Origin of the sequence: Thalassospira sp. A40-3, from assembly GCF_015871485.1 — a bacterium.
GTDB lineage: Bacteria > Pseudomonadota > Alphaproteobacteria > Rhodospirillales > Thalassospiraceae > Thalassospira > Thalassospira tepidiphila.
This window is the reverse complement of the sequence record NZ_CP065428.1, coordinates 3,888,900-3,902,045: the sequence shown is the minus strand read 5'-3', so window position 1 is coordinate 3,902,045 and position 13,146 is coordinate 3,888,900. Positions and strand designations below refer to the sequence as shown.

Below are 13,146 nucleotides of genomic sequence, written 5' to 3'. Positions count from 1 at the left end.
AGTTGTGGGCTTACTCGTTGCGCAACAACGGTGCTGCCGGGCTGCGTAATGCCTGCCAGGTGCCGACAAAGCCCGCCGCCAGTGTGGCAAACAGGCCAATCGCAATCGGACCAAGAATGGTCATTGGCAACAGTACCCAGTTGGCTTCCATGATCAGCACCAGCACCGACCAGGCGGCAACCGATCCGACGACGGCGGCAATCACCCCGGTGGCAAGGCCAAGGATCCCGTATTCCAGCGCATAGGCATAAAGGATGTTGGCCCGTGTCGCGCCAAGGGTCTTGAGCACCACGGCGTCATAGATCCGCTTGCGCCGACCGGCCGCAACCGCCCCGCCAAGGACAAGTACACCGGCGACAATCGCAATCATGCTGGTCGCATTAAGCGCCGTTCCGATCCCCGCCAGAATGGCATTGGCCGCTTCCAGCGCTTCACGTACCCGGATGGCCGAGACATTCGGGAAGTCCATGCCGATCATGCGATCAACCGGTTCTTCCATTTCGCGCGGCATATGGGCGGTGGCGATCAGGCTGTAGGGCGCCTTGTCGATCAGGCCCGGTGAAAACACCATCGCGAAATTCATGCGCAGGCTTTGCCATTCAATCTCGCGCCAGTTGGCGATCTCGGCCGTGATATCACGGCCCAGCACATTGACGGTCAATGTATCGCCCGGCTCCAGATCAAAGGCATTACCGATATCCGCACTGATCGACACCAGCGGCTTGGACGCATCATTGTAGTCAGCCGGCCACCATTCGCCGCGGACCAGTTTGGTTTCAGGCGGCGGGGTGGCGGCAAAGGTCAGGCCACGGTCCCCGCGCAGGAACCAGCGATCATCACCCGGACCGACATCGTTGGAATTAACCCCGTCAACCGCCGTTACCCGGCCACGCAGCATCGGTGTTTGTTCGATATCCGAAACGTTGTCCTGTGCCAGAAGCTGGCCTCGGAACTGCTCGATCTGATCGGGGCGAATATCAAGGAAGAAGAAGGCCGGGGCAGAGTCCGGCAGGTTCTCGTTGATCTCGTTATCAAGGTTGCCCTCGATCCCGGAAATCGTCACCAGAAGTGTGAGGCCCAGCCCAAGCGACAACGCAACCGGGACGGTACTTGCGCCCGGACGATGCAGGTTGGCGAGCGCCAGTCTGGAAAAGGCACTGCGGCCCGTAATCAACCGTTTCGAAAGGGATACGATACCTTGTCCTGCAAAGGTGAAAATCACCACTGCCGCCGCCGACCCGCCAATAAAGCCAAGGGCAATCGCCTTATCGGTCGCGGTCAGCACCGTCAGGATCAGCAACAGCACCAGCGGCACCGCGATATAGGGCAGGTCACGCTTGCGCACAGGACTGCCACTAAACAGGCCAGCACTGGCACGGAACAATCGCGCTGCTGGAATTTCGCGTGCCCGCAGAAGCGACGGCAGCGCAAAGACCAGGGTGGTCAAAACGCCAAAGCTTGTTGCAATGATCAAGGACGGCAATGCCGGGCCAAGCGTCACATCAATCGGCAACCGCCCAGCGAGAACCGGCGCAATCAATGCCGGTGTCACTGCACCGATCAAAAGCCCGATGGCAATCCCGATCAGGGCCAGAACAAGGATCTGCAGGAAGTAAATCCGAAGCACCAAGCCATGCGACGCGCCAATCGATTTAAGTGTGGCGATGACGGATGTTTTGCTTTCGATATGGCTGCGCACCGCATTGGCCACCCCGATGCCGCCAACCAGAAGCGCCGAAAGGCCAACAAGCGTCAGGAACAGGGTCAGGCGCTCGATAAAGCGTTTTAGGCCCGGGTTGGCATTGGCCGTATCACGAATACGCCAGCCCGCATCTTCAAACTGCTCTTCAAGCCGTTCGCGAAACGCGGTCGGGGTTTCATTATCATTGATATCCAATGCGTAATAATAGCGGATCAGACTGCCCGGCTGCACCAGCCCGGTGTCCATCAATCCGTCCATCGACACCATCAGGCGCGGGCCAAAGTTGAAAAAGCCAACCGCCTTGTCGGGCTCGGTCGCAATTACACCACGGATCTGAACATCAATATCGCCAAGGGCAACCGTGTCCCCGACATCGATGCGAAGCCGTTCAAGCAATCCGGCCTCGGTCACGGCCCCCCAGACGCCATCCTTCTGATCAAGGATCCCGTCAAAGGGAACCCCATCGGCAAGCTCCATCTCGCCAAACAGCGGATAGGCATCATCAACCGCCTTAAGCTCCACCAACCGGCGCTGGTCCGGGCCATAGGCCGTTGTGCGCATGGTTGCCAATTCTGCAACGCGTTCAGTGTTCGCGGTTAGCCACTCGATCTGATCGCCGGTGGCTTCCTGATGGGTCAAGCGCAGTTCAACATCACCACCCAAAAGCTTCCGCCCGTCACGCTCAAGCGCCGAAAGAACGGATTCCGAAACGTTTCCGACAGCGGCAATCGACCCGACGCCAAGCGCCAGACAGGCGAGGAAAATACGAAAGCCCGAAAGCCCGCCGCGCAACTCGCGCCGGCAGACCCGCCAGGCAATGGACCACAGGCGGTCTGCGCCGTCAGAGGGGGAAACAGATGTGCTCATGACTGCGATTCCAGATGCGAAACGATTTCGCCGTCACGCAGCATCACCGTACGGTCGCACCGCTTGGCAAGGGCAGGATCATGGGTAATCAAAAGCAGGGTCGAGCCGCGCCGCTTGGTCAGGTCAAACAGCAATTCGATAATCGTTTCACCGGTCGTGCCATCAAGGTTGCCGGTCGGCTCATCGGCCAGCAAAAGCTCCGGGTCGGTGGCAAGTGCACGTGCAAGCGCAACGCGCTGCTGCTCCCCGCCTGATAGCTGGCCGGGATAGTGATCGGTGCGATGACCCAGCCCGACAAGTTCCAATTCTTCGCGCGCCTTTTCAAAGGCATCCGCACGTCCGGCGAACTCCATCGGAAGCGCAACGTTCTCCAGCGCGCTCATGGTCGGGATCAGGTGGAAGTCCTGAAACACGATGCCGACATGATGGCGGCGATAAAGCGCCAAGCCGTCTTCATCAAGGGCGCGCAGGTCCTTGCCGCAAACCTTCACCACACCTTCCTGGGCTTGTTCCAGTCCGGCGATCACCATCAAAAGCGATGTCTTGCCGGACCCGGACGGACCGACCAGCGAGACGCGCTCGCCCGCACCAATCGCAAGATCAACCCCCTTAAGGATCTCGACAATCCCGGCCGGACCCTGGAGCCGCAGCTTCAGGTTTTGCACATCAATTGTCTGTTTTGGCGCTTCACCAGATGCGGCGACATTTTGTTCCGGTATCGTGGTGGTTTCGGTCACACTCATTTCGGGTCCTATCGGGTTGTCCGTTGCAAGATCAACAAAGCAGGCTACATAAGCTTACGGATCAGGACGTTTCTGGTTCAGACTTCTTTTGATCTGAATAACTTCTTTAAGGGTAAACGGTCGGAAACCGCTCCGGCAAGTTCGCAGCATGTAAAGGTGAGATTTGTAATGAATTTGGCGTTTGGGCAAGGTCGCACTGTAATCAAGTTCACGCATAAGTTGGTACCACGCCTCCGCAAATCCGCCGGTTTGGCCCTTGCCACGCTTGCCCTTGCAACCCTTGGGATGGCCGGGTTTGCTTATGAAACCAAGGCACAGGATGGCGACCAGACGCCAAAAACCCTTGTTTTATTTGGCGATAGCCTGATGGCGGGCTATGGCCTTGATCATGAAAACGGCTTCGCGCCCAAGCTTGAAGCGGCCCTTAAGGAAGCAGGCCACGATGTCCGGGTGATCAATAGCTCCGTCTCGGGCGATACCACGGCGGCCGGACTGGCGCGTCTCGACTGGGCGCTGGTTGAAAAGCCCGATGCCGTGTTGCTCGAACTTGGTGCCAATGATGCGCTTCGCGGGATGGAGCCATCCCAGACCCGGGAAAATCTTGCAGAAATCCTTGAAAAGCTGCGCGGCATGGATGTTGATGTCCTGCTGGCCGGTATGATGGCCCCGCCCAACATGGGGACGGCCTACGGCGATGAATTCAACAGCATTTATCCCGATCTCGCCAGCCGCTATCAGGTTGATCTGTATCCATTTTTCCTTGAAGGCGTCGCCGCCGAGCCGGAGCTTAATCAGGATGATGGCATGCACCCCAATGCCGATGGTGTGGACGTGATCGTCAAGGGCATCCTGCCTGATGTCGTCGACCTGCTGCAAACCTCTGACGCCAGCTAAGCGCGAAGCACCTGCCTGGGTATATACCGGCGCTTCATGACCTCGGGCGCAAAACCGTCGGTTTTCCAAGGGCTTGTGAACTTCCCGACAGGTTATAAAATTTCACAAAGGCACAGATTGACGCAATTTCGACGCTTGTGGCGCATAAAAAACTACGTATGTAGATAGAAAACGTCAACAACCCGAAATGATTAAGCTGCCGGATCTTCAGAAGGCGAAGTCAACGCGTCTAGAAGATAAAAATATCATAAATATCAATAAGTTATGTTAGATTCGAGTGTCTTGCGAGCACCGTGATTTTCGCCTGAAAACCCTCGTTTGAGGACCAAAACACGCGGTTTGGTGTAAAATTAACACCTCATTTACTTTCGGTTCTGTTTCGAACAGCGTTTCTGCTACTGCGTATGTTGTTTTTCAAAACGCCTCTTCCAAGGCTGTTATCCAATTATCGGGTTTCCGATCTTTTTTGCCTTTCCGGCAGGGGTGGGGCATCGCAAGTGCACCATGTGATAAATCACATAATATCAATAACTTAATCGAATTTCCCTAAATCAGGCGACACTTATGGTCTGTGGATAACTCTTGGGAAACCAAACAGGTGTCCTGGGTGCCTGAAATGCACGCCTTCAAACAAATATCCCGTCATATCAATGTGTTGGCATTGTTCTGGCGACTCCTTGGATTCCCAACGAGTCGCCGATAGGCCTGTGAATGAATCGGAAGCGATTCAATTTTGACTGCAAATGCAGTTGCAGGGGGCCAAATCCGTCGATACACTTCATGCCATCGGGCGGAAAGGTGCGTTTGATCTGCGCTTTGTGTGTCCGGCGATTTCGAATTTAAGTTATATACTTCAATGCCTTAAAGGGATTGTTCAGTGTCGTCTTCTTCCACCGTCAAACAGTCCTACACCATTCCCTGTTCTTCGATCTTTCGTGACGCTGTGCTGCAACTGGCAGAACGGCGCGGGGTGAATGCGGCTGATCTGGCGCGCTCGGTCATGTTGATTGTGCCCGAAAAGGCGATTGAGGATTATCAGGATCCCGGCGACCCGCCCAAGGGCGATCGCGAAACCATTGTCTTGAAGTCCGGCCCGGCCGAGGGACGCCCCTGGCGGCGCAAACCCCGGCTGCAATTGCGCCTGCCACCGGGTTTTTCGGTGATCACCGTGCGCAAGGCGCTTCAGATGGCGATCGATTTTGATGCGGGCGATGTCAATATGAGGGTCGAGAAATCCGACGTTCTCGCCGCCGAACGTGCAGCCCTCGAAGAAGCCCGCGCGCTTAAAAAACGTCAGGCAGAGCCACCTGTCGAGCTTCTGCAATCGCGTGAAGAACTCGAACGTCTGCGCCAGATTGTTGATAACCTTGCCTTTGATCCGCTCGATCGCGGTGTGACCACCTTTAACGAGGCCCTGCATGTCATGGGCTTTGCGCCAAGTGCGCGGCCCGATTTGCGCGCCATCCGCGCCAAATACCGCGTTCTTGCCGCCATCCACCACCCCGACAGCAATTATGGCTCCCACCAGCGCATGACGCAGCTGAACGCCGCGATGGAGATCCTGCGCAAACATGTTTCCTGATCGGTTGGATCGATCCGAATCACGAACCGCCGCCCAAGCCCTTGTCGAAGGGGTGGGCCAATGCTTAGATGTAACTGGGCTTAGATTTATCTGGGCTTGGATGTAGGCATCAGATTTCTGGTTATCGACCGGGCACAAGACCCGGGCATCCTGACCAGTCAGCAACGGGAGACAGCATGACGGCGGAATTTCGGGCGGCACATGCCAGCGGCGAAAACTGGGCTTCGGTCGCATCCGAGCTTGCAGAACTTCTCGAAAAAGAACCACTGCCCAAACAGGCGCTGGCCTTTTTGTATGTCTCCGAACCGCTGGCCGATGATCTTGGCAGTATCCTGACCTTCCTGCGCTCCCGTCTGTCGATTGAACACTGGATCGGAACATCCGGCGTTGGCGTCTGCGGATCGGGCCGGGCCTATTTCGGCGTTCCAGCGGCCTCTGTCATGGTGGCCCCCTTTGCCCGTGATGAATTCCATATTTTTGAGCCGCTCAAGACCGAGGCCGATCTGGATGCGCGCGATCTGCAAAGCGCGATTGATCGCCTGCAGCCGATCTTTGGCCTTGTTCATGGCGATCCCGCTGCCCCCGAAAGCCTTGCCCAACTGGCCGAGCTGGCAAGACTGGGCTCGACCTATCTGGTGGGCGGCATCGCATCGGGGGAACGCGGCGCGCCGCAGATTGCCGACCGGGTTGTGAATGGGGGCCTGTCGGGCGTTTTGTTTGATGGCAAAACCAGTGTTCAGGTCGGCATCAGTCAGGCCTGCACGCCAATCGGCCCGGTCCACCGCGTGACCGAGGGACGCGAAGGCATCATTTCCACCCTTGATGATCGCCCCGCCCTTGATGTGCTTAAGCAAGAACTCGAAGCAGACGGCGGTGAACAATCCATGGCATCCGGGCGCTATCACGCGGCACTGATGGTGCCCGGGTCCGATACCGGCGACTTTGTCGTGCGCAATCTGATGGGGATTGATCCCCATAACAATATGATCGCGATCAGTGGCGATGTGCAGGCGGGGGACGCCATCCGTTTTGTCCGCCGTGACGGGGCCGCCGCCGAACAGGATTTGCGTCGCATGCTAAGCGATTTGCAAAAACGTCTGCCGGGCAAGCCACGCGGGGCGCTTTATTGCAGCTGTGTCGCCCGTGGCCCGCATCTGTTTGGCACCGAAAGCCGCGAAATGATGATCATCCGTGATGAATTGGGTGATTTGCCACTGACCGGTTTTTACGGCAATGGCGAAATCTGCAATGACCGGTTCTATGGCTATACCGGGGTTTTGACCCTGTTTATCTAAGGCCGCGAAATTTCAAATCATAAGAAATTTGCCCGCAAACGGTTTCATCGCGCGGCCAAGCGGATATATTCATACCATTGCAAAATCATGTGCCGCCCCGATCCAACAGTGCGGGCGGCATAAGACAGGGGAATTTCACATGGAATATCGTCGACTGGGGCGTACAGACATTGATGTCAGCGTCATCTGCCTTGGCACCATGACCTGGGGCCAGCAGAACACCCAGGAAGAAGCTTTTGAACAGCTTGATTACGCCACTGCCAACGAAGTCAATTTCATCGATACCGCCGAAATGTATCCGGTCCCGGCGATGGAAGAGACCTTTACCGCGACCGAAACCATCATCGGCAACTGGCTTGAAAAGCGCGGAAAACGCGATGATCTGGTGATCGCCACCAAGATTGTCGGTCCGGCCGATCGTTTCCCGTATGTGCGTGGCGGGCCGCGTCTGACCCGCGGGCAGATCTTTGAGGCGATTGACGCATCACTTGGTCGCCTTAAAACCGATTATGTCGATCTTTATCAGCTTCACTGGCCGGATCGGAATTCCAACTTCTTCTCCAAGCTTGGCTATACCCACGAGCCGGACGAGGAATTCACCCCGATCGAGGAAAGCCTCGAAGCACTTGATGAGCTGGTCAAGGCCGGTAAGGTTCGCCATATCGGCCTTTCGAATGAAAGCCCGTGGGGCCTGATGAAGTTCCTTGAACTGGCTGAAAAGAACGGCTGGCCGCGCGTGGTCTCGGTTCAAAACCCCTATAGTCTTCTGACCCGGCAATATGAAGTTGGTCTGGCGGAATGTTCGATCCGCGAAGATGCCGGTCTTCTGGCCTATTCGCCGCTGGGCGGCGGGGCGCTGTCGGGCAAATATTTGGGCGGTGCGCGTCCCGAAGGTGCGCGTTCCTCAGTCTGGCCGCAATATTTTGGCCGCTACCTGACCGAAAACGGCGTAAAGGCAACCGAAGCCTATGTGAAGCTTGCCAAGGACAATGGTCTTGATCCGGCCCAGATGGCGCTGGCCTATGTCAATTCGCGCCCGTTCCTGACGTCCAACATCATTGGCGCGACCAGCATGGAACAGCTGAAATCCAATATCGGGTCGGCCAACATCACCCTGTCGGACAGCGTTCTCGAAGAAATCGAAAACATCCATCAGGTCTACACCTATCCCTGCCCGTAAGGTCACAGGATGGTCAGATTTTGCTCGCAGAATTTGACCAAAGACTTATGAAAGGCGGCGGTTTATTCCGCCGCTTTTCCCACCACCAGAACGGAGGCGACAAATGGTTAAGCTGATCTTTGGCAAGGAATCCGATCTGGGGGGTATTTCTGTCCGTCGCGTTTTACCCCATCGCGATGTGCGTTCTGTCGGTCCGTTCGTATTCTTCGATCATATGGGGCCGGTCGAATTCCAATCCGGTCAGGGCATTGATGTACCGCCGCATCCCCATACGTGCTTGGCGACCGTGACCTACCTGTTCAAGGGTGCGATCCTGCATCGCGACAGTTTGGGCAGTGATCTGGAAATCACGCCGGGCGATCTCAATTGGATGAGTGCTGGGCGCGGCATTACCCATTCCGAACGCGAAACCGATGAGGTCCGCAATTCCGTTCATCAACTCGATGGTTTGCAGCTTTGGGTCGCGCTGCCCGATGAGGCAGAGGAATCAGATCCCGCCTTTTATCACGTGCCCAAAAATGACCTGCCGGTGATCGAGGATGCCGGACTTCACATGCGCCTGATCGCCGGTGAGGCCTTTGGCAAAACCGCCCCGGTCCCGGTCAAATCCAAGCTTTATTACCTTGATGTCGAAATGGACGAAGGCGCGCAGCTCCTTCTGCCCGGTGAAAATCAGGAAGGGGCGATTTACGTCGTATCGGGCACGCTTCTGATTGACGGCGAAAGCTATAAGCCTGAAAGCTTTATCTATGTCGCGCCCGAAGAAATCCCCGATATCGTTGCCAAAACCGATTGCCGGGTGATGTTGCTGGGCGGCCTGCCGGTCGGTCGGCGCTATATCTGGTGGAACTTTGTCGCCAGCACCAAGGAACGGATCGAGGCGGCCAAATCCGATTGGGCCGCGGGAAAGTTCCCGCAGATTGACGGCGAAGAGGATGCTTTGCCGCTGCCTGAACGTTCGACCGGCTAATTACCGCATCAGAATTGGATTGAAGACATGCGTTTGTTTGTTGGTGTGGAAATTCCCCACGATATTGCGACCGACCTTTATCCGCTGGGGCGTGCGATCAAGGGGCTTGATGCCCAGACCCCGGAAAACATGCACATCACGCTGAAATTCATCGGCAATGTCGATCCCGGCCTTGCCAGCGAAATTGATCAGGCCCTGTCACAAGTGGCGTTCGAGCCCTTTGATCTGCAGGTATCGGGCCTTGATATGTTTGCATCCAACCGCAAGGTCCGCATTTTCTGGGCCGGGGTAAAGGATCAACCAGCTTTGCGCACCCTTGCCAATCGGGTGGAAAACGCGCTTCTTGCGCTTGATGAATGCCCGGATATGGATATGCGCAAATTCACCCCGCACATCACACTGGGGCGTAACCGCGATGCGGCGCGCGCGTCCATCGAACAGGCGATTGTCGATCATGGCGATCTGTCATCACGGGTGTTCACCGTTGATCGTTTCTGTTTGTATGAAAGCCATTCCACAGTTGACGGTCCCGAATTTCGCGTGATCGCCGCCTATGACGGCAAGGACGGCCCGATCAAGGAGCCGGACCTGACTGACGCCTTTGTCACAGAGGATTTTCAATGAAACTTGGCTTTATCGGAACCGGCGCAATCAGCGATGCGGTCATTCGTGGTCTTTTGACATCTGACTATCGCGTAGATGAAATCATCGTTTCACGCCGAAGCGAACATATCTCGACAAAGCTCGCCGCCGACTTTGACCGGGTCCGGGTCGAAGACGACAATCAGGCGATCATTGACCAATCCGATATGATTTTTCTGGCGGTCCTGCCGCAGATTGCCGGTGATGTGCTGTCCGCCCTTCGCGTGCCTGACGACAAACAGATTGTCAGTCTGATCGCAACCATCCCGATTTCTGATCTCAAAGTCTGGCTTGGCACCAACGCGCAATGTGATCGCGCCATTCCGTTACCACCAGTCGAACATCATGCCTGTGTCACGGCGGTTTACCCGGGCTCACCCGATGTCATGGCCCTGTTTGAAAAGCTGGGCGGGGCGGTGGCAGCCGAAACCATCGATGCCTTTGATGGCTACGCGACGGGCAGCGCCCTGATGGCGACCTATTTCACCGTGCTTGAAAGTGCCGCCCAGTGGATGGTCAAACAGGGTTCCGATTATGCCGATGCGCGTCGTTATCTCGCCGCCCTGTTTTCCGGCCTTTCCCAAAATACCGACAAGGCGCCGGATCAAAGCTTCACCGATCTCTATGAAGGCCACGTCACCGCAGGCGGCCTCAACGAACAGGTCGCGCAAACCTTCATCCGCGAAAAGGGCACGGATGCTATCCACACCGCCCTTGATGAAGTCTTTGCCCGGATCAAGGCGTCGTCTTAGTCACTTCAAAGCATGTTGGTGATTGAGTCGTTGTTCATCTGAGGAAACAGCTGCCAGAGTAAATTTCAACTCTAGATTTCTATCATCAAGTTCTATTGTCGAAAATAGTTCGAGCTTGACTAGAATTCCCTTAAAGTGAAAGCACATTTCCCTATGTTAGAGAATGTGCCGATGAGTTTGCATGAAGGGCTGTTTCGTGTTTGTAGCGGTAAGCCTATTCTAGGTGCGATATACTTACAAATAATAGAAATAGAATAAGGATTTCAGCAGATGAATGAATTTAATGGAGGATATGACAGCGATGCATACGCAGCATGGGGAACCGCTGATGGTTTGTCAAAAGCCTTAAAAAGAGAAAGGGAAAATAGTAATACTTTAAGAAGTAACTACAAATCCTGGAAAGCTCATGCTCAGAAACTAGAGCAAGCACTTGCAGAGCAAACGGAACTGTTTAGCTCCAAGATGGAAGAGGTGAAAGCTGCCTATTTAGAACTTGAGGAGCAGGCTGAAAGAATAGAAAAAGAGAGAGATTCTGCCCTTTATCATAGTGAGGTGAATTTTAAGAAGCTGGTAGCTGCCGTGGATGCGTACCAGAATCTTTATGGCCAGTATCAAAGAGTTCTGGCCGAAAATGCTCAAAAAGATGAAGAGATATCTATCTTGGAAAATGCTCTCTCTCATGAAGATTTGACTCTCATTCATCAGAAGTACCCCACGATCGTTGATAACGCGTTGAAGCAACAATATCAGGCTAAAACCGCTTCAACGGTGATGGATAAAGATCAACTGGTTTCACACATCAACAAGATTACCGAGTGAACATTCTCTTGGAGAAGGATGTGTGAGTTAAATAGCTTTGTTCTGATATCCCACCGTCAGACGCTGCTGCCCGCCATTGCCGGCTTCAATCAGATCGATCATCGCATAGCCGAAATCGGCAAAGCTGATCCGCGCCATCCCGTCATGATCGGGTACCAGCGTATCGGTGCCGCGCACATATTGGCCGGTCAGTGCACCGTCAAACAGCATCGCGGGCGGGCGCAGGCAGGTCCATTGCACGTCCTCGTACTGATCCAAAAGCGCATCCTGCTTCGCACAGGCTTCGGCAATCGGGCGCACAGCATCGGGCAGGAAGTCTGGCGCGCTCAGGACGGTATGTCCGCTGTCATCGGCCAGTTTCAGGGTCGCAGCCCCACCGGTCAGGTAAATCGGGGCTTTGGTTTGACGCGCCGCCTCCAGCAACACCCGGCTCATCTCAACCAGCAAACTTTCTGATCCACTGATCGGGCGAAGCGCGCTGATCGCCACGTCATGGCTTGCCATCAGCTCGGCAACGCGATCGGGCTTGGCCAGCACATCAACGCTTTCGCGCGCCACGCTGTCTGGCACATCAGCCAGTTTGTGGATGTTGCGCGCAATCGCTGTAACGCTATGGCCGCGTTTTAGGGCTTCGTGCAGGGTGGCGGTACCGACATCACCGGTGGCACCAAACAGAACAATCTTCATTGGACGTTTCCTTATATATGTGGGGCGGTTTGTTTTTATGTGGTGCGTGGGGCAGGTTGGTTGATCGCGGCAGATTCTGGTGTGGCCACTGGTGCAGGCGCAGGACGCGCCGCCCGCTGACCCAGCCAGATACTGACCAGCACAACAATCACACCGGCCATCTGAAGCGGACTGAGCGCTTCGCCCAGAATGATCCAGCCCAGCAAAACCGCACTGGTCGGGCTCAAAAAGCCAAAGCTTGTCACCGTCGTCGGGCCAAGGCGCGCAATGCCCCGGAACCACAGGTAATAGGTCAGGGCCGCCCCGATCAGACCGAGCCACACCAGACCGGCCAGATTGGTTACGGTCGGCACCGGGAAGCCGGGCTCAAGGATCAGGGCCACCGGGATCATAAGGATCCCGCCTGCGGTTAATTGCCAGGCGGTAAAAGTCAGCGGGGATACCGGCGGCTGCCATTTGCGGGTCATCACCGTGCCGGCGGCCATGGATGCCGCACCAAAAAGGGCGGCTGCAATGCCAATCGGATCAAGGCTGCTGGTCGGGCCAAGGACCAGCATCGCGACCCCGATCAATCCGGAAATGGCGGCAATAATACCCAGCATCGTAATCCCGGATCCCAGCGCAAAGCGCGCCAAAAACAACACCAGCAACGGCTGGATCGCGCCAAGTGTCGCTGCCACCCCGCCCGGCAGGCGATAGGCCGCGACAAACAGCATCGACCAGAAAACGGCAAAGTTCAGCGCGCCCAGAATAAACACGCGGGCGCGCCAGCCGGCCGGCGGCAATTGCCGCACAACAAGCAAAAGGATCAAGCCGGCAGGCAAGGCACGCAGAAGGGCCACGGTCAGCGGAAAGCCATCGGGCAGCATTTCCGTGGTGACGATATAGCTGCTGCCCCAGATGATCGGGGCAAGAGCAGTCAGGCATAAATCGGTTGTTCGGTTCATGGTGGCATCTCCATTTATCTTGACATCAAGATATATTCAGAAATCTTGACGTCAAGATAAAATTCT

Annotated in this window: 12 protein-coding genes; 8 read left to right on the top strand and 4 right to left on the bottom strand. The window is 55.8% G+C overall.

Annotated elements, in window-relative coordinates; translation table 11 throughout:
- Positions 1 to 10: 10 nt before the first annotated feature.
- The gene (locus IT893_RS18035) at positions 11 to 2,569 is read right to left on the bottom strand and encodes an ABC transporter permease (RefSeq protein ID WP_197146186.1); all 2,559 of its coding nucleotides are present in this window, start codon (positions 2,567 to 2,569) and stop codon (positions 11 to 13) included.
- Positions 2,566 to 3,312, bottom strand: coding sequence for an ABC transporter ATP-binding protein (locus IT893_RS18030; RefSeq protein WP_008888532.1), 747 nt, complete (start codon positions 3,310 to 3,312; stop codon positions 2,566 to 2,568). The genes IT893_RS18035 and IT893_RS18030 overlap by 4 nt, the downstream gene beginning before the upstream one ends.
- Positions 3,313 to 3,531: 219 nt before the next feature.
- On the opposite strand from IT893_RS18030, the gene IT893_RS18025 reads away from it, so the two are divergent.
- The 8 genes from IT893_RS18025 to IT893_RS17990 all read left to right on the top strand — a co-directional run bounded on the left by IT893_RS18025 (position 3,532) and on the right by IT893_RS17990 (position 11,446).
- On the top strand, positions 3,532 to 4,206 hold the full coding sequence (locus IT893_RS18025) for an arylesterase (protein WP_371810681.1): 675 nt from the start codon (positions 3,532 to 3,534) through the stop codon (positions 4,204 to 4,206).
- An 877-nt stretch (positions 4,207 to 5,083) separates the two neighbouring features.
- Positions 5,084 to 5,788, top strand: a complete 705-nt coding sequence (locus IT893_RS18020) for a J domain-containing protein (protein ID WP_008888530.1) — start codon at positions 5,084 to 5,086, stop codon at positions 5,786 to 5,788.
- Positions 5,789 to 5,964: 176 nt separating this feature from the next.
- Positions 5,965 to 7,083 carry an FIST C-terminal domain-containing protein gene (locus IT893_RS18015; protein ID WP_197146184.1) on the top strand — a complete coding sequence of 373 codons (1,119 nt, stop codon included), beginning with the start codon at positions 5,965 to 5,967 and terminating at the stop codon, positions 7,081 to 7,083.
- Between the two features lie 139 nt (positions 7,084 to 7,222).
- Complete coding sequence (locus tag IT893_RS18010; RefSeq protein ID WP_197146183.1) at positions 7,223 to 8,263, top strand: NADP(H)-dependent aldo-keto reductase; 1,041 nt, start codon at positions 7,223 to 7,225, stop codon at positions 8,261 to 8,263.
- Between the two features lie 103 nt (positions 8,264 to 8,366).
- Positions 8,367 to 9,233, top strand: coding sequence for a pirin family protein (locus IT893_RS18005; RefSeq protein WP_197146182.1), 867 nt, complete (start codon positions 8,367 to 8,369; stop codon positions 9,231 to 9,233).
- Between the two features lie 27 nt (positions 9,234 to 9,260).
- Entirely contained in the window at positions 9,261 to 9,857 is a 597-nt protein-coding gene (gene thpR / locus IT893_RS18000) for an RNA 2',3'-cyclic phosphodiesterase (protein ID WP_197146181.1), read from the top strand.
- On the top strand, positions 9,854 to 10,627 hold the full coding sequence (locus IT893_RS17995) for a pyrroline-5-carboxylate reductase (protein WP_197146180.1): 774 nt from the start codon (positions 9,854 to 9,856) through the stop codon (positions 10,625 to 10,627). Before thpR ends, IT893_RS17995 begins: the two co-directional genes overlap by 4 nt.
- Before the next feature lie 270 nt (positions 10,628 to 10,897).
- Positions 10,898 to 11,446, top strand: coding sequence for a hypothetical protein (locus IT893_RS17990; protein ID WP_197146179.1), 549 nt, complete (start codon positions 10,898 to 10,900; stop codon positions 11,444 to 11,446).
- Positions 11,447 to 11,473: 27 nt separating this feature from the next.
- On the opposite strand, the gene IT893_RS17985 is transcribed toward IT893_RS17990, so the two are convergent.
- Together IT893_RS17985 and IT893_RS17980 are read right to left on the bottom strand one after the other, a co-directional pair.
- Positions 11,474 to 12,133, bottom strand: coding sequence for an NAD(P)-dependent oxidoreductase (locus tag IT893_RS17985; protein WP_197146178.1), 660 nt, complete (start codon positions 12,131 to 12,133; stop codon positions 11,474 to 11,476).
- A 35-nt stretch (positions 12,134 to 12,168) separates the two neighbouring features.
- Positions 12,169 to 13,080 (bottom strand): EamA family transporter, encoded by a 912-nt coding sequence (locus IT893_RS17980; protein ID WP_197146177.1) that lies wholly within the window; start codon positions 13,078 to 13,080, stop codon positions 12,169 to 12,171.
- Between the last annotated feature and the right edge of the window lie 66 nt (positions 13,081 to 13,146).